The organism is Micromonospora sp. NPDC049060, from assembly GCF_040649055.1.
Taxonomy (GTDB): Bacteria; Actinomycetota; Actinomycetes; order Mycobacteriales; family Micromonosporaceae; genus Micromonospora; species Micromonospora reichwaldensis.
Window position 1 is genome coordinate 45,086 of the sequence record NZ_JBEZEV010000033.1, and the last position, 19,271, is coordinate 64,356.

19 protein-coding genes are annotated in these 19,271 nt (G+C 75.2%); 7 read left to right on the plus strand and 12 right to left on the minus strand.

The annotated features are described in order from the left end of the window. The first annotated feature begins 12 nt into the window (after positions 1–12). Complete coding sequence (locus tag AB0B83_RS14760; RefSeq protein ID WP_357578633.1) at positions 13–1,740, plus strand: thiopeptide-type bacteriocin biosynthesis protein; 1,728 nt, start codon at positions 13–15, stop codon at positions 1,738–1,740. Between the two features lie 52 nt (positions 1,741–1,792). Here the strand turns inward: AB0B83_RS14760 and AB0B83_RS14765 are convergent, their stop codons facing one another. Genes AB0B83_RS14765 through AB0B83_RS14780 form a run of 4 tightly spaced genes read right to left on the minus strand, consistent with a single transcriptional unit; the run spans position 1,793 to position 4,565 of the window. Then, positions 1,793–2,818, minus strand: a complete 1,026-nt coding sequence (locus AB0B83_RS14765) for a tetratricopeptide repeat protein (RefSeq protein WP_357578634.1) — start codon at positions 2,816–2,818, stop codon at positions 1,793–1,795. A 10-nt stretch (positions 2,819–2,828) separates the two neighbouring features. Beyond that, positions 2,829–3,311, minus strand: a complete 483-nt coding sequence (ispF, locus tag AB0B83_RS14770) for a 2-C-methyl-D-erythritol 2,4-cyclodiphosphate synthase (RefSeq protein ID WP_091101607.1) — start codon at positions 3,309–3,311, stop codon at positions 2,829–2,831. A gap of 16 nt (positions 3,312–3,327) precedes the next feature. Beyond that, positions 3,328–4,023 carry a 2-C-methyl-D-erythritol 4-phosphate cytidylyltransferase gene (gene ispD, locus AB0B83_RS14775; RefSeq protein WP_101413027.1) on the minus strand — a complete coding sequence of 232 codons (696 nt, stop codon included), beginning with the start codon at positions 4,021–4,023 and terminating at the stop codon, positions 3,328–3,330. A gap of 56 nt (positions 4,024–4,079) precedes the next feature. Then, positions 4,080–4,565, minus strand: coding sequence for a CarD family transcriptional regulator (locus AB0B83_RS14780; RefSeq protein ID WP_007073334.1), 486 nt, complete (start codon positions 4,563–4,565; stop codon positions 4,080–4,082). Positions 4,566–4,891: 326 nt separating this feature from the next. Between AB0B83_RS14780 and AB0B83_RS14785 the strand changes: the two genes are divergently transcribed. Next, positions 4,892–5,587, plus strand: coding sequence for a hypothetical protein (locus tag AB0B83_RS14785; protein ID WP_357578635.1), 696 nt, complete (start codon positions 4,892–4,894; stop codon positions 5,585–5,587). Between the two features lie 20 nt (positions 5,588–5,607). Here the strand turns inward: AB0B83_RS14785 and AB0B83_RS14790 are convergent, their stop codons facing one another. The 4 genes from AB0B83_RS14790 to AB0B83_RS14805 form a co-directional block, all read right to left on the minus strand. Continuing rightward, complete coding sequence (locus tag AB0B83_RS14790) at positions 5,608–6,396, minus strand: hypothetical protein (protein WP_357578636.1); 789 nt, start codon at positions 6,394–6,396, stop codon at positions 5,608–5,610. Continuing rightward, positions 6,396–7,487: a type III polyketide synthase gene (locus tag AB0B83_RS14795; RefSeq protein WP_357578648.1), complete on the minus strand. Its 1,092-nt coding sequence runs from the start codon at positions 7,485–7,487 to the stop codon at positions 6,396–6,398. The genes AB0B83_RS14790 and AB0B83_RS14795 overlap by 1 nt, the downstream gene beginning before the upstream one ends. 91 nt (positions 7,488–7,578) lie before the next feature. Continuing rightward, a complete protein-coding gene (locus tag AB0B83_RS14800; protein ID WP_357578637.1) occupies positions 7,579–8,745 on the minus strand; it encodes an acyl-CoA dehydrogenase family protein in 1,167 nt (388 codons plus the stop codon). A gap of 44 nt (positions 8,746–8,789) precedes the next feature. After that, on the minus strand, positions 8,790–9,563 hold the full coding sequence (locus AB0B83_RS14805; protein ID WP_357578638.1) for a methyltransferase domain-containing protein: 774 nt from the start codon (positions 9,561–9,563) through the stop codon (positions 8,790–8,792). A gap of 45 nt (positions 9,564–9,608) precedes the next feature. Between AB0B83_RS14805 and AB0B83_RS14810 the strand changes: the two genes are divergently transcribed. The 4 genes from AB0B83_RS14810 (at position 9,609) to disA (ending at position 14,224) form a co-directional block, all read left to right on the plus strand. After that, positions 9,609–10,448 (plus strand): UbiA family prenyltransferase, encoded by an 840-nt coding sequence (locus tag AB0B83_RS14810; protein WP_357578639.1) that lies wholly within the window; start codon positions 9,609–9,611, stop codon positions 10,446–10,448. 139 nt (positions 10,449–10,587) lie between these two features. After that, entirely contained in the window at positions 10,588–11,361 is a 774-nt protein-coding gene (locus AB0B83_RS14815) for a hypothetical protein (protein WP_357578640.1), read from the plus strand. Between the two features lie 91 nt (positions 11,362–11,452). Continuing rightward, positions 11,453–12,898 (plus strand): DNA repair protein RadA, encoded by a 1,446-nt coding sequence (radA, locus tag AB0B83_RS14820; protein WP_357578641.1) that lies wholly within the window; start codon positions 11,453–11,455, stop codon positions 12,896–12,898. Positions 12,899–13,042: 144 nt separating this feature from the next. Then, positions 13,043–14,224 carry a DNA integrity scanning diadenylate cyclase DisA gene (gene disA, locus AB0B83_RS14825; protein ID WP_357578642.1) on the plus strand — a complete coding sequence of 394 codons (1,182 nt, stop codon included), beginning with the start codon at positions 13,043–13,045 and terminating at the stop codon, positions 14,222–14,224. Between the two features lie 154 nt (positions 14,225–14,378). On the opposite strand, the gene AB0B83_RS14830 is transcribed toward disA, so the two are convergent. From AB0B83_RS14830 to AB0B83_RS14840, 3 genes are all read right to left on the minus strand, one after another. Continuing rightward, complete coding sequence (locus tag AB0B83_RS14830) at positions 14,379–15,101, minus strand: hypothetical protein (RefSeq protein ID WP_357578643.1); 723 nt, start codon at positions 15,099–15,101, stop codon at positions 14,379–14,381. A 148-nt stretch (positions 15,102–15,249) separates the two neighbouring features. After that, entirely contained in the window at positions 15,250–15,834 is a 585-nt protein-coding gene (locus AB0B83_RS14835; protein WP_357578644.1) for a peptide deformylase, read from the minus strand. After that, positions 15,831–16,343 (minus strand): ACT domain-containing protein, encoded by a 513-nt coding sequence (locus tag AB0B83_RS14840; protein WP_357578645.1) that lies wholly within the window; start codon positions 16,341–16,343, stop codon positions 15,831–15,833. Before AB0B83_RS14840 ends, AB0B83_RS14835 begins: the two co-directional genes overlap by 4 nt. A 142-nt stretch (positions 16,344–16,485) precedes the next feature. Between AB0B83_RS14840 and AB0B83_RS14845 the strand changes: the two genes are divergently transcribed. After that, on the plus strand, positions 16,486–17,385 hold the full coding sequence (locus tag AB0B83_RS14845; protein WP_357578646.1) for an A/G-specific adenine glycosylase: 900 nt from the start codon (positions 16,486–16,488) through the stop codon (positions 17,383–17,385). Between the two features lie 289 nt (positions 17,386–17,674). Here AB0B83_RS14845 and AB0B83_RS14850 read toward each other — a convergent pair whose 3' ends face one another. Further along, positions 17,675–18,325 (minus strand): C39 family peptidase, encoded by a 651-nt coding sequence (locus tag AB0B83_RS14850; RefSeq protein ID WP_357578647.1) that lies wholly within the window; start codon positions 18,323–18,325, stop codon positions 17,675–17,677. Positions 18,326–19,271: the final 946 nt, after the last annotated feature.

Below are 19,271 nucleotides of genomic sequence, written 5' to 3' on the forward strand. Positions count from 1 at the left end.
GAGAGCCTCCGCATGGGTCGCTGGTCCGCCCTGCACGTACACCTGCACGCCGGTTCCGACAGCACCGAGGCGGTGCTGCGGGAGCACATCGTGCCGGCCACGACGGACCTGCTCGCCCGGGGCGAGATCTCCTCCTGGTTCTTCGTCCGGTACTGGGAGGGCGGCCCGCACCTGCGCTGGCGGGTGGCCGACGCGACGCCGGAGACGGTGCGGCGGATGCGCGCCGGGCTGGTCGAGGCGGTGGCCGCGCTGCCGCCACCGGCCCGGGAGCTGCGTCCGGCGGACTGGTACGCCCAGTTCGGCGTGCACACCTCCGACCGGGCCGACGTGGGGCACGGGGCCGGCGGTGGGCCGGAGCTGGGCTGGCACCCGCACGGCACGGTGCTCGAACAGCCGTACCGGCCGGAGGTCGACCGGTACGGCGGCCCGGACGCGATCGGCGCGGCCGAGGAACTCTTCGCCGCGTCCAGCCGGGTCGCCGTCGCGCTGCTCGACGCCCCGCCCGCCCGGCGTCGGTCGACCACCGTGGACCTGCTGTTCGCGTTCCTCACCGCCAGCGGTCTCGACGGGCACGAGGCGGTCCGGTTCCTGCGCGGCTACGCCAACGGGTGGGCGCTCGTGCCCGAGTCACGCGGTCAGGACCTCGGCCCGGCACTGGTCGCGGCCGAACGCGACTTCCACGCCGACCCGTCCGTCTACCCGGCCCGGCAGCGGCTCATCGCCGACATCGTCGCGCGGGGCAGGGGTGCGAGCACGTCGGTGAACTACTGGGCCGACGAGGTCGCCGCCTACGTCGAGCGGCTACGCGCGCTCGACGGGCAGGGCCGACTGCGCGGGACGGTACCGGGCGTCCTCTCGTCGCAGCTGCACATGCTGCACAACCGCCTCGGGCTGAGCATCCCGGCAGAGTGCCACCTCGCCCGGTTGGCGTCGCTGGCGTACGGAGCGCCGGCCGCTGCGCCGGACTTCCACGCCGACGGGGTCGACGCCCCGGACCGGGCCTACCACGAGGGGTCGAAGTTCGTCCGTACGCGGTGGCCGAGCCAGCGTCCCCGTACCGTCGGGGCCGCACCGGATCGTCCCCGCCCGTCCGACGCCGTGACCCTGCCCGAGCCGACGCCCGGCGCGCTCGCCGACACCACGCTCGCGGCGGTGTTGCTCGACCGCCGCACCCGGTACGACTTCGGCGGCGGGGAGACGGACGTGGCGGACCTGGGCCGGCTGCTGCGCTACGCGGCGGGTGACACCTCGCCACCGGGCGGCGACCAGCGACGGCTGGCGTACCCGACCGCGGGCGCCCTGGCTACCGCCCGGCTGCTCGTGCTCCCCCGGCGGGTCGCCTCGGTGCGGGCGGCACTCTACGAGTACCTGCCGCAGCGGCACGCCCTCCAGCGGGTGGCACCCGATCCGGGCACCGACCGGCTGTCCCGGGTCGCGCCGCAGTTCACCCCCACCGGTGCCGACGTCCCGGCCGATCCGAACCGGCTCGACGTCGAGACGGTGCCGCTCTGGCTGTTCGTGGTCGCGGACCTGCGCCGGGCCAGGTCCCGGTACGGGCTGCGCGGCTACCGGTTCGCCGCCATGGAGACCGGCCACCTCGCCCAGAACCTGCTGCTCGCCGCGACGGCCCTCGGGCTCTCCACCGCCCCGATCGGCGGATTCTTCGACGACGACCTCAACCACCTGCTGCTGCTCGACGGGCTGGACGCCAGCGTCTTCTACGCCCTCGCCCTCGGCTGAGGGCGGATCCCCCCGGCCAGCCGACGGGCCGATCGGTCCCGACGGTGCCGGTTCACGCCGTGGTGCGGGAGAGGACGGCGAGTTCGGCGGCGGTCGCGGCGAGGATGGCGAGCACCAGCGGCCACGGGGTGCCGACCAGGGCGTAGAGCAGGATCAGCGTCGGGGCGGTCGCCGCCGCGTAGACGGCCAGCGCCAGGACGCGGTCGGAGCGCAGCAGGCTCGGCAGGATGGTGCGGGCCAGGCCGGGCAGCCGGGCGGCGAAACGCCAGACGACCAGGGCCCCGCCGAGCGCCGCGAACGCCGCCGCGACCCGGGACAGCCCGGCGCTGCCCGGCGCCATGCAGGCGATCAGCACGGCGGTGATCATCGTCCAGCCCGCGCCGTAGACCACGAGCTGGCGCAGGCCGACCGAGATGGTCCGGCCGGAGTCGACCCGGCCGGGGCTCATCGCGGCGGCCTCGGCCAGGTGTTCCAGCGCCTCGCTCCAGCGCCGCTGCTCCAGCCGCAGCACCCCGATGTCGTGGCGGGCCTCGGCGAGCTGCGGGTCCAGTCGCAGCGCCTCGCGGTAGGCCCGCTCGGCCAGGTCGTACAGCTGCATGTTGGCGGCGACCAACCCCAGGACCAGGTGCGCCTCGGGCTCCTCGGGGGTCAGCTCGACCCCGCGCCAGGCCGCGTTCAGCGCCGGCTGCCCGTTGCGGGAGCCGGCCAGGATCGCCGCGGCGCTGCGCTGGGCGTACGCGTCGTCGGGTCCCAGCGCCAGGATCCGGTCGGCGGTGCGGGCCGCCTCGGCGTACTGCTCCAGGTCACCGAGGGCGAGGGCGCGGGCGACAAGCGCCGGCACGGCGTCCGGAGCGGCGGCGACCGCGGCGTCGGCGGCGGTGAGCGCCTCCGACGGCCGGCCGGCCGCGAGGTGCACCCGGGACAGCATGGTCAGCGCCCCGGCGCTGGCCGGGTCCAGCGCGACGGCGTACGCCAGCTCGCCCGCGGCCTCGTCGTAGCGGCCGAGTTCGGCGAGGAGCTTGGCGCGCTGGACGTAGCCGTCGAAGGCGGAGCGGTCGGAGGTGGCGTCGCTGGACATCGCGGCGAGCCTAGGCGGCCGGAGCCTCGTAGACCAGGGCCACCGCGATGCCGGTGAGGCCCTCGCCGCGCCCGGGGAAGCCGAGGCCGTCGGTGGTCGCCGCGGAGACGGTCACCGGCGCGCCGACCGCCTCGGAGAGCACCCGCTGGGCCTCCTCGCGGCGCGGGCCGATCTTGGGCCGGTTGCCGATCACCTGCACGGAGACGTTGCCGATCGCGAAGCCGGCGGCCCGCACCCGGCGGGCGCTCTCGGTGAGCAGGGCGACGCCCGACGCGCCGGCCCACTCGGGCTGGCCCACGCCGAAGTTGGCACCCAGGTCCCCGAGGCCCGCCGCCGAGAGCAGCGCGTTGCAGGCGGCGTGCGCGGCCACGTCGGCGTCCGAGTGCCCGGCCAGGCCGTCCTGGTCGGGCCAGTGCAGGCCGGCCACCCAGCACGGCCGGCCCGCCTCGAAGGCGTGCACGTCGGTGCCGATGGCCACCCGGGGAACGATCATGCGAAGAGGGTACGCGTCAGGCCCCGGTGGCGAGCAGGTGCTCGGCCAACGCCAGGTCGAACGGGCGGGTGACCTTCAGCGCGTACTCCGAGCCGGGGACGCAGGACACCGGGACGCCCTGCTTCTCGACCAGGCCCGCGTCGTCGGTGAGCGGGTCACCGGCGGCGGCGTGCGCGGCCGTCAGCACCGCCCGGCGGAAGCCCTGCGGGGTCTGCACCGCCCGCAGGGCGGAACGGTCGACGGTGCCGAGGACGACCTCGTCGGCACCGACCTCCTTGATCGTGTCGACCACGGGCAGCACCGGGATCACCGCGTCGTGACCGGCGCGGACTGCCGCCGCGACGGACTCCACCAGGTCGGGCGGGGTCAGCGCCCGAGCGGCGTCGTGCACGAGGACGATCTGCGGACCGGCGGGCACCGCCGCGAGGGCGGCGGCCACCGACGCCTGCCGCTCGGCGCCGCCGGGCACCACGGTCACCGGGGCGACCGGGGCGAGCAGGTCGCGCACCGCCTCGACCTCGGCGGCCGGGGCAGCCACGACGATGGTGTGCACCGACGGCGCGGCGGCGAGTCGACGGACGGCGTGCACCAGCAGGGGCTCCCCGCCGAGCAGGCGCAACGCCTTGGGGCGACCGGGGCCGAGCCGTACGCCGGCACCGGCCGCAGGCACGAGGACCGCGACGTCACCGCGCGGATTGAGCTGCGCGGTCACGTCGCGGTCCTCGGTGGTTTGTTCGCTACGAATCGGGTACGACGATGCTGTGGGGACTAGGCCTCGGTGAGGACCTTGTCGAGCAGCGTCTCCGCCTCGTCCTTGGTGCTCTTCTCAGCCAGCGCGACCTCGCCGACGAGAATGTCGCGGGCCTTCGCCAGCATGCGCTTCTCACCCGCGGAGAGACCCCGCTCCCGCTCCCGGCGCCACAGGTCGCGCACGACCTCGGCGACCTTCAGCGGGTTACCGGAGGCCAGCTTCTCCAGATTCGCCTTGTAACGCCGCGACCAGTTGGTCGGCTCCTCGGTGTGCGGTGCACGGAGCACGTCGAAGACCTTGCCGAGGCCCTCTTCGCCGACCACCTCGCGCACACCCACGATCTCGGCGTTCTCGGCGGGCACCCGGACCGTCAGGTCACCCTGTGCGACCCTCAGGACGAGGTATTGCTTAGGCTCGCCCTTGATCACCCGAGTCTCGATTGCCTCGATGAGTGCGGCCCCGTGGTGGGGGTAAACAACGGTCTCGCCGACACTGAAAACCATAGGTTCGAAACCCCTTTCGCTGTGTCTAGGGTAACACGCTCAGGCACCGATGTCTCACCGCTGTCCTGACCGTTGGCGCAGCTCAGGGGCCCTGTGAGAGGTCTTTCTTCAGCTTGACAGACCGCCAAACCAGTGGTTTGACCACGCTCCGTAACGCTCGGATGACGTCCCGGTACGAGTGACGCGAACGTCGAGATCAAGGGCTATGCGCTCCTCCCATGGTAGCCCGCCGGCCGGGTACGCGCCCAGGTGTAGCGGCAGCCCGCCCCGTGCGGGACGCTGGAGACCGAGCCGCTGTCCGCTCGCCGAGACGTCCTGGGGGTCCGATGGGCAAGCCCGACGCAGACGGCCCCGGACTGCCCGACCTGCCACCGGAGTGGGGTCGGGTGGTCGTGCCGGACGACGCCTCCGCGCTGGCCGCCGAGGCCGAACAGCTCCGCCGCGAGCTGGGTGGCACGCTCCGGCGCGCCGTCCCGCCTCCGCAGACCCGGTCCCCGTTCGCCCTCGCCCTGCTGGTGCTGCTGGTGGCGGTGCTGACCACCCTCGCCGGCCTCGCGGCGGTCACCTGGCCCCGGCCCGGCCGGTCCACCCCGGAGCCCGCCCCCACCCCGTACGCGCCGCCGGCCGGGGCGGCCGGTCGACCGCTGCCCGCGCTGGACCTGGTCGACACCGGCCAGTCACCGGTACCCCTGCGCGGACTCGTGCCAGCGATGATCATCCTCGTGGACGGCTGCCCCTGCCCGGCTCACGTGGCCACCGCCGCCGCCCTGGCACCCGCAGGCGTCACGGTGGTCACCGTCGCCGGCACCCGGCCCGTACGCGCCACGCCACCGCCCGCCGGGGCCACGGTGCGACCGCTCGCCGACCCGGCCGGCGGGCTGCGCTCGTTCCTGCACCTGCCGGCCCGCCCCGGCGCCGTCACCGCGCTGCTGGTGGACCGGACCGGCGTCCTCGTCAAGGTGGTCCCCGAGATCCACTCCGCCGAGGACTACCGCGCCGACCTGACCCGCCTCGCCGCCTGAGCCGCCCCGCCGGGAGGGGGTCAGGGCAGGGCGACCAGCTGCGCCTCGACCCGCAGCGGCTCCGCGTTGGCGCTCGACAGCGAGACCTGGAACGGCCCGCCTCTGCCGGTGACCTCCGTCGACGTGACCGAGCCGTCGCAGGCGCTGGTGATCGGGTCGGCCGCCCAGGCCCCCTCGACCACGATCAGCAGCTCTCCCGGGCCGACACAGCGGTACTGGAGCAGGTGACGCGCCCCGCCCTCGGCGGAGGCCCTCTTGACGAGACCCTCCGCCGGACTGAGCACGGCCCGGGCGGTCCAGACCGTGTCGGGGAAGCTGGCCAGTCTGCCCCGACGCCCGTCGCCCGCCTGGAGCGGGTCGTCCCCGGCGCGGCGCCGCTCCGGGTCCTCGGCGTCCGCCCGGACCGTCGCGCCGCCGCGCGGGTCCACCCGCACCGTCGCGCCCTCACGCGTCTCCGTCCGCACCGCCGCGCCGCCACGCGGGTCCGCCCGCACCGTCGCGCCGCTGCGCGGGTCGACGAGCCAGAAGCTGGCGGGCCGCCCGGATCCCTCAGCGGGAACCACGAACCGGACGTGGGCGTCCGGCGGGGCGGCGAACCGGACCCGGTCCGCCGGTGCGAGGTTCGACAGGTCCGGCACGGGGCCGGTGCGGGGCGCCTCGGCCTGCCACCAGAAGCCGCCGCCGATCAGCGCGGCCAGCCCCGCCACGGCCAGTACGGCGCCACGCAGCCGATCGTCGGCTCCGGTGCCAGCCGTGTGCCCACCCGCGTCCGGCCCGGTCTCCGGCCGGTCTGCCGCATCGGCGTCCATCAGCAGAGGGTAACCGCGCCTGGCGAAACGCTCACTCCTGTCCGTTCCAGCAACGCGGCGAAGAGGGTCAGGCCGGGGCCGAACGCCAGCATCACCACCCGCCGCGGCGGCGACGCGGCCCGACGCAGCCGGTCCAGGATCAGCAGCACCGTCGGCGACGAACAGTTGCCGTGCTCGTCCAGGGTCGCCCGGGACGCCGCGAGGCCCTCCGGCGGCAGGGCCAGCTCCCGCTCGACCACGTTCAGGATCCGCGGGCCGCCTGGGTGCACCGCCCAGCCGTCCACCTCGGACAGCGTCGTGCCGTGCCGGGCCAGCAGCCCCTCGACCAGGCCCCGGACGTGCGTGGAGAGCACCTGCGGCACCTTCGGCGACAGCCCCATCCGGAAACCCGTGTCCGTGACGTCCCAGGTCATGTGGTCGGCCGTCGAGGTGTCCGTGACAGAGGTGACCTCGCGCAGCGCGTACCCCCGGCCGCCGGGAACGACCACGGCGGCGACCGCGGCGTCCGAGAAGAGCGCGTGGGAGACGATCTGCTGGGTGTCCACCCGGGCGCTGGAGGGCTGGATGTGCAGGCTGGTCAGCTCCGCGCAGAGCAGCAGCGCGGGCCGGCCCCGGGCGGTGACGAAGTCGCTCGCCGCGCCCAGGCCCGGCAGCGCGGCGTAGCAGCCCATGTGCCCGACGAACAGGCGCTGCGTGTCCGGGGCCATGCCCAGGTCCCGGGCGAGCAGGATGTCCAGCCCCGGGGTGGCGTACCCGGTGCACGAACAGACGACGAAGAGCCCGACGTCGCCCGCGGAGAGGCCGGCGGCCGTCAACGCCCGGCCCACCGCCTCCTTGCCCAGCGGCAGCGCCTCGACCAGGTAGCGGCGCATCCGCCGCTCCGTGGGCCAGTCGGAGACGTCCTCGAGCAACGGGTTCACGGCGGCCTGCCTGCGGGTGACCCCCGAGTGCGCGAAGATCCGCTGCGCCAGCGCCCGCGTGCTGCCGGAGAAGTGCTTCGAGAAGAAGCCCTCCCACAGGTCGTCCTGCGCGGCCGACGGCGGGTGTGCCGTCCCCAGCCCCGCGATCACCGGTACGGCCACCATGCCCACCTCTCGTCCGGCCTTGCGCACCGGGCGGTCGAACCCGCCCCTGGACGGGCCGCGCGCCCGCGCGTCCGCCGAGGCGGCGGACTCCCCACGCTCACCAACGAGGCACCGTTCCGTCGCGGTCCGGGTCGCCGCCCAGCGCGGCGACGCCCAGCCAGTCCGCGCAGACGTCCGAGGTCGCCGGGTGCAGCGAGCCGCAGCGGGCGTCCCGGTAGAGCCGCTCCAACGGATGTCCCCGCCGGGTCGCGGACGTGCCGGCCGCCTCCAGCACGGACGCCGCCACGTCGGCGGCGGTGGTGCCGGCGAGCAGCTTCGCCCGCCAGACCCAGCGGTTGGTCTCCGCGTCCCCCGGTGCCTCGTCCACCCGGCGGGCCGCCTCCGCGACCACCAGCTGGGCCGCCGCCACCGCCGCGTCGGCCCGGCCCAGGCGGGACCGGACCGCCGGCAGTCCGGCGAGGTTGCGGGCGTTCAGGTGCTCGGCCGCCGCGTCGACGGCCGCCCGGGCGACCCCGACGTAGACGGCGGCGTAGCTGGCCACCAGCCAGTGCGGCATGAGCTGGGCGACCACCAGGGCCAGCCCCTCCACGCCGCCGAGCAGCCGGTCGGCCGGCACGGTCACGTCCAGGTGCAGGTCGTGCGAGGAGGTCGCCCGCATGCCGAGCGAGTCCCACGTGGGCTCGACGGTCAGCCCGTCGCCGGCCGGCACCAGGAACTGGGAGACCACCGACTGGTCGGCGGCGCTGCGGGCGGCCACCAGATAGCCGTCCGCGTGCCCGGCCCCGGAACAGAACGTCTTGCTGCCCTTGAGGTGCCAACCGCCGTCGGCCGGCTCGTAGACGGTGCTGAGCTGGGAGAGCCGGGCACCGGCGCCGCGCTCGCTCATCGCCACGGCGTACCAGGCGCCCTGGGCGGCGGCGGTGAGCAGCCGGTCCCGGGCGGCCAGCGCCTCGTCCGGAACCCCGAGCGCCTCGGCCAGTTCCTCGGTCACCGCGCCGAGCGCACCGGTGACCGAGGCGTGCATGTTGAAGACCAGGGCCGTCGCGCCGTTGCCCCGGGCCAACTCGGTGGCGACCGCGGCGTACTCGGCGAAGGTGGCGCCCATCCCGCCGAGGGCGGTGGGAACCATCAGGCCGAAGAGCCCGGCCTCGCGCAGGTCACGGAAGTCCTCGACCGGGAACGAGCCGTCCCGGTCGTGCTCGGCCGCCCGGGCGGCCAGCCTCGGTGCCAGGCGGCGAGCCGCCTCCAACGCGTGCTGCGTCATACAGCCCCCTTCTCGGCCCTCTCCCTACCCAGGGACGGGCACCGCTATCCGCTCCGGGTACCACGCCCCTGGTAGAGCACGGCCGTCGACCAGGTCGGCACGATCCGCGGCGGCGGGCCGGCGACCGTCGCGTGCGGACGGTCGGCCGGGACCGCGTACGGGCGGCCGGCGGCGCGCATCCGGCGGACCAGCCAGCCGAGCAGGCCGGGCATCCCCGGGCGGATGCCCCGCAGGCGCAGGTCGACCCCGTGCCGGGCGCACTCCGCCACCAGCGCCCGGGCGTCCACGAACAACCGTGGATCGTGGATGCCCTTCGGCACCGTGGGCAGGCGCTCGGCGATCCGCACGGCCAGCAGGCGGCTCAGCGCCGTGTCGTTCAGCGTGTCCAGGACGAGCAGGCCGCCGGGCCGCAGCAGCCGGCACGCCTCGGCCACCGCGCGCCGCCAGTCCGGCACGTGCTCCAGCAACTCGCCCGCGGCGACCACGTCGGCGCAGCCGTCGACCAGCGGTACGGCGGTCACGTCGCCGTTTACGACGGTCACCCCGTGCGCGGCGGCCTGCGCCAGGGCCGACCGGGTGAGGTCGACGCCCACGTGCCGGTAGCCCTTGCCGGCCAGGTGCGGGGCGAGCAGCCCGGCGCCGCAGCCGAGGTCGACCAGGAGGGCGCCGGGGCGGGACGCCGTCGGCACGAGGGCCGCGCGGGCCTCGGCCAGCCAGTGCAGCATCGCGAACGCGCCGTCCGGCCGCCACCACTCGCCGGCCAGGTCGTCGTACTGGCGCGGATCGTTGCGTGGCAGGGTGCGGCCTGCGTCTGGCATGGACCGAGCGTGGCACGACTGCCCGGTAACGACCAGACTTTCCTCATGTCGCCAACGGTGCTAGGGCTGGTCAGGGCGAGTCACCCGGAGCCGGCCGCCGCGGTCACCACGGTGGCCGGGCTGCTCGCGTGGGGCGTCGGGCACCGGCCGGGCGGGATCCTCGCCGTGGTGCTCACCGTGGCGGCCAGCCAGCTCGCCGTCGGCTGGGCCAACGACGCGCTCGACGCCGATCGGGACGCCACGGTGGGGCGTACCGACAAGCCGGTCGCCGCCGGCGCGGTCGGCCGGCGCGCGACGGCCGTGGCCGCGGCGGTGGCCGCGCTCGCCACCCCGGCGCTGGCGCTGGCCACCGGCCCGGCCGCCGCGCTCTGCGCCACCCTCGGGCTGGTCTCCGCGCTGCTCTACGACTGGCCGCTGAAGTCGACAGCGGTCTCGGTGCTGCCCTACGCGGTCTCCTTCGGTTCGCTGCCCGCCTTCGTCGTGCTGGCGCTGCCCGGGGCGGTGGTGCCGCCGGTCTGGCTGGTCGCCGCCGCGGCCTGCCTGGGCGCCGGGGCGCACTTCGCCAACGTCCTGCCCGACCTGGCCGACGACGCCCTGACGGGGGTGCGTGGGCTGCCCCACCGGCTCGGTCCGGCCGGCAGCCGGGCCGCCGCCGCGCTGCTGCTGCTCGCGGCGACCGCCACGCTGGTCCTCGGGCCGCCCGGGCCGCCGTCGGGGGTCGGCCTCGCCGCGGTCGCGGCCGCCGTCGTGGTGCCGCCGCTGAGCTGGTACGCGGGACGCGCCGCCACCCGGGCCGGCGGCCGGCAGGTGGCCGCCTTCCGGGCCGTGATGCTGGTCGCCCTCATCGACGTCGTCCTGCTGGTCACGAGCGGCCGACTGGTGTGACGCGCGTCCCCCCGGGTGCCATCTCCGGGTCGGCGTGCGGGGGTAGATCAGGCCCAACTACCCTGGAGCGCGGTCTGCGCGGGCATGGCCACCACGCCCGGCGTGAGCACCGGGTGGGATCGTGACGAGGAGGACCGACGTGACGCGCTCGATCAGGGGTTCCCGGCGGGCGGCCCTGCTGCTGTCCGGGATGGCCGCGGCGACCGGGCTGCTGCTGTCCGGCTGCGGCGCCGGCCAGGTCTCCGAGACCGCCAACAAGGCGCCGTCGGTCCAGGGCGTCAACCTGTCGGCCGGAAACGGCGCCTACGCGGTCCGCGGCCTGCTGGTCGAGTTCCCCGGCACCGAGGGCTACAAGGCGGGTGCCAACGCCGTCCTGAGCGCCGTGATCTACAACGACTCGCCGAACCCGGTGACCGTGACCGTGACCACTGACAGCGCGCGCGAGGTGGTGATCACCGGCACCGGCGCCTCGGCCAGCCCGTCGGCGTCCCCGAGCGAGTCGGAGTCGCCCGCCCCGTCCGGGTCGCCCTCGCCTGCGGAGTCGGCCAGCCCGGGCGCCTCCGAGAGCCCGTCGGGATCGGCCAGCCCCGGCGCCTCCCAGAGCCCGTCGGAGTCGGTCAGCCCCGGCGCCCCGGAGAGCCCGGCCGCGCCGGCCGGCGAGCCGGCCCGGATCGAGATCGCGCCGCTGAGCTACGTGCAGCTCAACACCCAGTCGAACCGGGTCTTCCAGCTCATCGGCCTGAACGAGGCGCTGCGCTCCGGCCAGAACGTCACCCTGACCTTCGATTTCGGCAACGGTGCCACGGTCACCGGCCCGGCCCCGGTCGCCGTGCCGCTCACCCCGGCCGCGCCCCCGTCGAAGATCGTCGAGCGCCTGGGCGGCTACGAGGAGAACGAGGGCGGCGGTCACTGACCCTGCGCCCCGCTGTTTCCGACGACACCGTCGGCGTGGTGACCGCCACGCCGGCGGTGTCTTCGTCGTACCTGAGGACTAACGTCCCGGTGTGACCACCTCCCGATCGAGCTCCCCCCGCGCCGGCGGGCGCGGCCGGGCCGCCGCCCGCGAGCCCCGGCCGGCCTACGAGTGCGACGCCTGCGGGCACCAGCCGCCGAAGTGGGTCGGGCGCTGCCCGGAGTGCGGCGAGTGGGGCTCGGTGGTCGAGTGCACGGTCACCGGCCCGACGGTCTCCGGCAAGGTGGTCAGCTCCCGGATGCCGGCCGAGCCGGCCCGGCCGATCGCCACCATCAGCGCCGCACCGGCCCGGGCCCGGCCCACCGGCGTCAGCGAGCTCGACCGGGTCCTCGGCGGCGGCCTGGTCCCCGGCGCGGTGGTGCTGCTCGCCGGCGAGCCGGGGGTCGGCAAGTCCACCCTGCTGCTCGACGTGGCCCAGCAGTGGGCCGCCGGCGCCGGCAGCCCCTCCCTGGTGGTCAGCGGCGAGGAGTCGGTCAGCCAGGTCCGGCTGCGCGCGGAGCGGATGGGTGCCCTGCACGACCAGCTCTACCTCGCGGCCGAGAGCGACCTCGCCGCGGTGCTCGGTCACCTCGACGCGGTCAAGCCGGGCCTGCTGGTGCTCGACTCGGTGCAGACCATCTCCACCAACAACGCCGAGGGCGTGTCGGGCGGGGTGACCCAGGTGCGGGCGGTCACCGCCGCCCTGGTCTCGGTGGCCAAGGAGCGGGGCATCGCCACCGTGCTGGTCGGCCACGTCACCAAGGACGGCCAGGTGGCCGGGCCCCGGGTGCTGGAGCACCTGGTCGACGTGGTGCTGCACTTCGAGGGCGACAAGCACTCCTCGTTGCGCATGGTGCGCGGCGTGAAGAACCGGTTCGGCGCCGCCGACGAGGTGGGTTGCTTCGAGATGCACGAGGGCGGCATCAGCAGCCTGGCCGACCCGTCCGGGCTCTTCCTGACCCGCTATTCGGAGCCGGTGCCCGGCACCTGCGTCACGGTGGCGATGGAGGGGCGCCGGGCACTCGTCACCGAGGTGCAGGCGCTGATCGGCGCGACCGTGGCTGGTTCGCCCCGGCGGACGGTCTCGGGGCTCGACTCGGCCCGGCTCGCGATGGTGCTGGCCGTGCTCCAGCGGCGCACCGAACGCCTGACCCTGCACGACCGGGAGGTCTTCGCGGCCACCGTCGGCGGCATCCGGGTGGTGGAGCCGGCGGCCGACCTCGCCGTGGCCCTCGCCGTCGCCTCGGGCGGGCTCAACCTGGCCATCGCACCGCACCTGGTGGCGATCGGCGAGGTCGGCCTGACGGGCGAGGTGCGCCGTGTCGGCGCCGTGCCGCGCCGGCTGGCCGAGGCGGCCCGGCTCGGCTTCCGGCTCGCGCTGGTGCCGACCGGCTGCGGCCCCGAGAGCACCGGCGTCACGCCGGAGCACATGCGGGTGATCGAGGTGACCGACGTACGCTCGGCGCTCCAGGCCGTCGCCCGGGCTTCCGCCGAGTGACCGCCGGGGGGATGGTCGGCGGAACGTCCGGTCCGATACCGGACAGCCCGGACGCCGGCCCACGGTCCGGGCGAGGTGGGGCATCGTGACACATCACAGTAACCACGACAGCACCCACCGCAGGGCAGTCCGTAGACTGTGCCCGTGCCGATCGACCGCGACACCGCCAAGCCTGCTGGCGCGACACCCCACGCCCGCACCGGCGCCGTGGGCTCCCCCGCCCGCGCGATCAGCGTGACCGTGACCGGCGGCGCCGGGGGCGCCGGCGACCCGTTGCGGGCGAACCTGGCCCTGATGGCCCCGGGCACCGCGCTGCGCGACGGCCTCGAGCGCATCCTGCGCGGCCGGACGGGCGCGTTGATCGTCCTCGGCTACGACAAGGTGGTCGAGGGTCTCTGCACGGGCGGGTTCCCGCTCGACGTCGAGTTCTCCGCCACCCGGGTGCGGGAGCTGTGCAAGATGGACGGCGCGGTCGTGCTCTCCAGCGACGGCACCCGCATCGTGCGGGCCGCCGTGCACCTGATGCCCGACCCCACCATCCCGACCGAGGAGTCCGGCACCCGGCACCGCACGGCGGAGCGGGTCGCCCGGCAGACGGGCTACCCGGTGATCTCGGTCAGCCAGTCCATGCGGATCATCAGCCTCTACGTCAACGGCCAGCGGCACGTGCTGGACGACTCGGCGGCGATCCTGTCCCGCGCCAACCAGGCGCTCGCCACGCTGGAGCGCTACAAGCTCCGGCTCGACGAGGTCTCCGGCACCCTCTCCGCCCTGGAGATCGAGGACCTGGTCACCGTACGGGACGCGGTCGCGGTGGTGCAGCGGCTGGAGATGGTCCGCCGGATCGCCGACGAGATCGCCGGCTACGTGGTGGAGTTGGGCACCGACGGTCGCCTGCTCGCCCTCCAGCTCGACGAGCTGATGGCCGGCGTCGACGCCGACCGCACCCTGGTGATCCGGGACTACCTGCCGGCCGGCCGGAAGTCCCGCACCCTCGACGAGGCCCTGGTGGAGCTGGATCTGCTCGGCGCGACCGAGCTGATCGACCTGGTCGCGGTCGCCAAGGCCATCGGCTACCCGGCCGCGTCCGACGCCCTCGACGCGGCGGTCAGCCCGCGCGGGTTCCGCCTGCTGGCGAAGGTGCCCCGGCTGCCGGTCACCGTGGTCGACCGCCTCGTCGTGCACTTCGGCAGTCTCCAGCGGCTGCTGGGTGCCACGGTCGAGGATCTCCAGGCCGTCGAGGGGGTCGGCGACGCACGCGCCCGGGGCGTCCGCGAGGGGCTGTCCCGGCTCGCCGAGGCGTCGATCCTCGAACGCTACGTCTGACCCGGCCCGTACGCCGGTCGCCGGCCGGTCCCCCCACCGTCACAGCTTCCGGGGCCGCACCCGCCACCGCCATCCGCCGGGCGGGCCTGGCCGACCGACCGCGCGGCGGCCCGGTCTGTCCGGCAGCCCGGCTGGCCGCCCGGCCCACGGCTGGTCAGCCGGTGACGGTGAGCTTGACCGGCTCGCTGAGCTTGGTGCCGACCCGGGCGTAGACCTGGTAGGTGCCGGCCGGCGGGTTGGGGCCCGCCGCCACCCCGTTGGCGCACTTGGTGGTGTCGCGGCCGTTCCAGCCCACCTGGTAGGAGCGCTCGAAGCCCGGGGTGAAGGACTGCACGTCGGAACCCTGGGCGGTGCCGCACGTGTCGGACGACCAGATCTTCTCGGCCCCCGACTTGATGAACAGCTCCTGCACGGAGGCGCCGACATCGCGGCTGCACGTCCGCTCGGACCGGTTCTTGATCTTGAGCTGGAGGTCCACCACGGCCCCCCGGACCACCGAGGCGGGCTGGGCCACCGGGGTCACCGTGATCTCGGCGTCCGTGCAGGCGCCGTCGCCGGCGGCCGGCACGACGGGCGCCACCGGCGGCGAGTCGGTGGTGACCGGCTCGCCCGACGGGTCGTCGGCGTCAGGGCCGTCCGCCGCACCCGGCGAGGGCCCCCCGGTCTGCGGGGCGAGCACCGAACCGGTGGGTTCCGGCGAGGCGCCGGAGGACGTCGCGCCCGGAGTGGGCTGCGCGTCACCGCCCTTCTTCGCGTTCCGGTCCGATCCGGTGCACGAATAGAGCAGGACAATCAGGAAGAGAAGCCCCGCTCCGAATACGACGGCGCGACGCCGCCAGTACACGGCGGGGGGCAGGGGGCCGACCGTCAGACGCATGATGCCCCCACCGTAGCGGCGCGGGGCACGCCAGCCCCGCACGACGCGCCGAGCCGCCCTCCGCTCACCGCACCGACCCTCCACATGCGACGACTCCGACTGCCGACCGTGTCCCGCCCACGACGCTGGGTCGCCGCGCCGCCGGCACTCAGAGGTACACCTTGCGCTGGTAGATGGCGTGCGCACCCGCGACCCGGTCCAGGAAGAGCAGGCCGGCGCAGTGGTCGATCTCGTGCTGGAGGGCCCGCGCCTCGAACCCGTCCGTCACCAGCCGTACGGGCCGGCCGGTGCCGGGCAGGACGCCCTCCACCACCAGCCGGCTCGCCCGCTTGACGTCCCCGGTCAGGTCGGGCACCGACATGCACCCCTCGCGCGCCACCTTCCACCGGCTCGCCTCGACGACCCGGGCGTTGCACAGCACGAAGGTGCCGTGCACGGTCAGCGCCTTCGGGTGGCCCGTCACGTCCACCGCGAAGACCTGCGCACCCACGCCGACCTGCGGGGCGGCCAGCCCCACGCAACCCGGGGACACCCGCATGGTGGCGATCAGGTCGGCGGCCAGCCGTACCGTCTCCGCCGCCGTCGGATCCACCTCGCCGCCGGAGCGGCTGAGCACCTGCTCCGGCGCGGACACCACCGGCCGCACCTCCCCCGGCACGGCCAGGGACTCCGGGGTCCAGTCGCCGAGGCCGACGTACGCCTCGACCTCAGGTCCGCGCCCGGCGCCGGTCACAGCAGGTCCGGATCGGCCGGCCGGAGGGTCACCCCGACGCCCAACTCCTCGGCCGTCGCCGCCAGCCGCCCGGCCAGCCCGTCGGCCGTGCCGGGCGGCAACTCCACCTCGGCGACCACCACGTAGAGCGAGCCGGTGAGGCGGGTGCTCAGGTCGGTGACGTTGCCGCCGGCGTCGGCGAGCACCCGGGTCATGGCCGCCACGATGCCCATCCGGTCCGCGCCGTGCACCGCCATCACGTACGGCTCGCCGGCGGGAGCCGTCTCGCCGTCGGGGGTGACCGCGCGTACGGTGGCCAGCAGTTGGCCGTCGGCGGAGAGCGGCGCCAGCGCGGCCTCGACGTCGGCGGCGGCCGGGCCGACGCAGATCAGGGTCATCGCGAAGTGCCCCCGCAGCCGGGTCATGGTGCTGTCGGTGAGGTTCGCGCCGAGCCGGGCGAGCAGCTCGGCGACGTCGGCCACGATGCCTGGCCGGTCCCGGCCGATGACGGTGATCGCGAGCTCGTTCATCCGGGCATTCTGCCCGATCCGTCCGCCGGCGCCGCAGCGCCCCGCCCGGACCGCCCAGCCAACGGGACGATAGTGGCGCCCGTCGTGGCACCGTCGCCCGCGCCGCCCCGGCGACGGGCCGCGTGACATCATCGGCGACGCGATGTCTGAGCCCACTTTCGCCACCCTGGTCAGCCGGTGGTACGAGGAGAACGCCCGCGACCTGCCATGGCGCGGACCCGACGTGAGCCCGTGGGCCATCCTGGTCAGCGAGGTCATGCTCCAGCAGACGCCTGTCGTACGCGTGCTCCCCGCCTGGGAGGCCTGGCTGGCGCGCTGGCCCGAGCCGGCCGCGCTGGCGGCGGACAGCCCCGCCGAGGCGATCCGGATGTGGGGGCGGCTCGGCTATCCCCGTCGGGCGGTGCGGCTGCGCGACTGCGCGCTGGCGATCGTCGAGAGGCACGGCGGGCAGGTCCCCGACCGGCTGGACCAGTTGCTGGCGCTGCCGGGCGTCGGCACGTACACGGCCCGGGCGGTGGCCGCGTTCGCGTACGGTCAGCGGCACCCGGTGGTCGACACCAACGTGCGGCGGGTGGTCTGCCGGGCGATCGCCGGCGAACCGGACTCCGGCCCGGCGACCCGCCCGGCCGACCTGGTCGCCACCGAGGAACTGCTCCCCGTCGAACCGGCCGCCGCCGCCCTGGCCAGCGCGGCCTTCATGGAACTGGGCGCGGTGGTCTGCGTCGCCAGGTCGCCCCGCTGCGGCGCCTGCCCCGTCGAATCGGTCTGCGCCTGGCGCGCGTCCGGCCGCGAGGCGCCCGCGGGTCCGACCCGCCGCCCCCAGCGGTACGCCGGCACCGACCGCCAGGTACGCGGGCTGCTGCTCGGCGTACTGCGGGAGGCGACCCGGCCGGTGCCGCACCAGCTGCTCGACCAGGTGTGGGCCGACGACGTCCAGCGGTCCCGGGCGCTCGCCGGACTGGTGCGGGACGGTCTCGTGGAACCGGTCGGCGAATCCTCGTTCCGCCTCGTCGGCGACGGGCCTCCGGTCCCGGTGGGCTGACCCGGCACGGACGCTGGGCGGCGCTGCACGACCCAGCGCTGAGCGACGCTGCACGATCCGGCGCTGGGCGGCGCTGCACGATCCGGCGCTCAGCGGCGCGGACCGGCACGGTCGGCGTGGGCGCGCTGGACGGCGCTGCGCGGCGTGGTCGGCGTTGGCGCTGGGCGGCGCGGGACGCTGGGCGGCGCCGGGTCGGCGTGGGCCAGCCCCGGGACGAAAGGGCCGGCCCCTTGTGGGAGCCGGCCCTCGTCGTTGCGTGTCGCTGAGTGGTGCGTGTCGCGGGTGTGTGTCAGGCGGTGTAGCCGCGGGTGGCGATCCAGTCGGCGAGGTTGTCGACGCTCATCCGGTAGGAGGCCTGGTTCGGGTCCGCGGAGTCGGCGATGGTGACGGTGTTGCCGTTGTCGCGGTAGCCGACGACGCTGATGTAGTGCCCGCCTTCGAAGGAGTGGGTGGTGCCGTCGGTGTCGGTGGCGGTGCCGGCGATGTTGGCGACCACGGCGTGGCCTTCGTCGATGGCGGTGACGATGTCGCCGCGTAGCTTGTCGGTCTGCTTGTCGTCGGCCTTGGCGCCGGGGATCTCCACCGACTGGTAGGCGTCCTTGCCGGTCTCCTTGTTCAGCACGGGGGTGATGTCGTTGATGGAGTTGGTGCCGGCTTCGGTGGTGCCCATGCGCTGGGCCATGCCGTCGACGTCGATGTTCTTGCCCTGCACGCTCAGGGCGTTGCGGGCGGCGGCGGGGCCGCAGTAGTAGAAGTTGGGCTGTGCCTCGTAGCGCACGCCCAGCTCGCGCTCGCCACCCTTGCGGTCCTGGGCGACCGTGGCGGACACAGGCGTGGTGGGGGCGGCGAGGGCGGTGGTGACGGGGCCGGCGATGGCGCCGCCGGTGAAGGCGAGCCCGGCAGCGGTCAGGGCGGTCTTACGCAGAATGTCGGTACGCATGATGGCAGCACCTTTCGATCGGGGGTACGCGACACACACCACCGGGGGACGGGTGGCGTCGCGGGCTGAGGGAAAGGTCGAACCAGGTACGCCCTCGACGAGGGGTGAGGCGCGTCCGGGGGATGTAACGACGCGGGCCCGGCCGGCATTCCGACCGACGACCCGGCCAATCCCGAGGGCTCGGAAGTCTGGGGCCCGGGGTTACGCGCTCACGGTGGTTACAACGACCCGGCCCCCCGACCCATGCCCACCGCGTCCGTGGCGCCGGCCACCACAACATGCGATGAAACGGACAAACGACCTGATCGGCCCCAACACCGATGCCGCAACGAACCGGACGTGCACCCCAGACTGGCCGTGGCTCCGCCGACCGCTGTGCGCCGGGCGGTTCCCGGTCGACGTGCTGACGGCAGCGGTGCACGCCGCCCGGGCGAAATCGGTGGCCTTCCCGCCCCGGCCTACGCGCTGGCGGGCAGCGGTCCGCGCGGCCTGAGCGCCCCAGGTGGCCTTCCGCCCCCGGGGTGGCCTTCCGCGTGGCCCATCACCCGCCGGAGCCTCCGGAGCCCGCCCGGCACTCGCCGCCACTACCGACGACCGGACGCCCAGTCGGGGACGCCGGTGTGGACGACGGTGACGGCGGCGTTGGCGGCGGCGTTGGCGGCGGCGTTGGCGGCGGCGGCGGCCGATCATGCAGGTGCGGTGGGGTGCAAAACGCCTGAATGGGCGCCTACCCGGCACCACAACTCCATGATCGGCGCGGGTAGGGGGTGGCGAGGCGGGGTGAGCGGGGGTGAGGGTGGGCTGGGGTGAGCGGGGCTGGGCTGGGGTGGGGTGGGGTGGGCAAAGAAGGCGCCGGCATCTCGGCGGGCGAGGCGTTGACGAACTCGACGGACTCCCGGCTGATGCCGCGCGCCGCGAGGACCTTGTTGGTGGCGTACTCGTTGAC

What these genes read in the sequence shown, in the direction of transcription:
- AB0B83_RS14785 (WP_357578635.1), top strand. Translation starts at nt 4,892, where the DNA reads ATGGGCAAGCCCGACGCAGACGGCCCCGGACTGCCCGACCTGCCACCG.
- AB0B83_RS14780 (WP_007073334.1), bottom strand. Translation starts at nt 4,565, where the DNA reads ATGGTTTTCAGTGTCGGCGAGACCGTTGTTTACCCCCACCACGGGGCC.
- AB0B83_RS14760 (WP_357578633.1), top strand. Translation starts at nt 13, where the DNA reads ATGGGTCGCTGGTCCGCCCTGCACGTACACCTGCACGCCGGTTCCGAC.
- AB0B83_RS14810 (WP_357578639.1), top strand. Translation starts at nt 9,609, where the DNA reads ATGTCGCCAACGGTGCTAGGGCTGGTCAGGGCGAGTCACCCGGAGCCG.
- AB0B83_RS14805 (WP_357578638.1), bottom strand. Translation starts at nt 9,563, where the DNA reads ATGCCAGACGCAGGCCGCACCCTGCCACGCAACGATCCGCGCCAGTAC.
- AB0B83_RS14790 (WP_357578636.1), bottom strand. Translation starts at nt 6,396, where the DNA reads ATGGACGCCGATGCGGCAGACCGGCCGGAGACCGGGCCGGACGCGGGT.
- ispF (WP_091101607.1), bottom strand. Translation starts at nt 3,311, where the DNA reads ATGATCGTTCCCCGGGTGGCCATCGGCACCGACGTGCACGCCTTCGAG.
- AB0B83_RS14830 (WP_357578643.1), bottom strand. Translation starts at nt 15,101, where the DNA reads ATGCGTCTGACGGTCGGCCCCCTGCCCCCCGCCGTGTACTGGCGGCGT.
- AB0B83_RS14845 (WP_357578646.1), top strand. Translation starts at nt 16,486, where the DNA reads ATGTCTGAGCCCACTTTCGCCACCCTGGTCAGCCGGTGGTACGAGGAG.
- AB0B83_RS14765 (WP_357578634.1), bottom strand. Translation starts at nt 2,818, where the DNA reads ATGTCCAGCGACGCCACCTCCGACCGCTCCGCCTTCGACGGCTACGTC.
- AB0B83_RS14800 (WP_357578637.1), bottom strand. Translation starts at nt 8,745, where the DNA reads ATGACGCAGCACGCGTTGGAGGCGGCTCGCCGCCTGGCACCGAGGCTG.
- AB0B83_RS14850 (WP_357578647.1), bottom strand. Translation starts at nt 18,325, where the DNA reads ATGCGTACCGACATTCTGCGTAAGACCGCCCTGACCGCTGCCGGGCTC.
- AB0B83_RS14840 (WP_357578645.1), bottom strand. Translation starts at nt 16,343, where the DNA reads ATGAACGAGCTCGCGATCACCGTCATCGGCCGGGACCGGCCAGGCATC.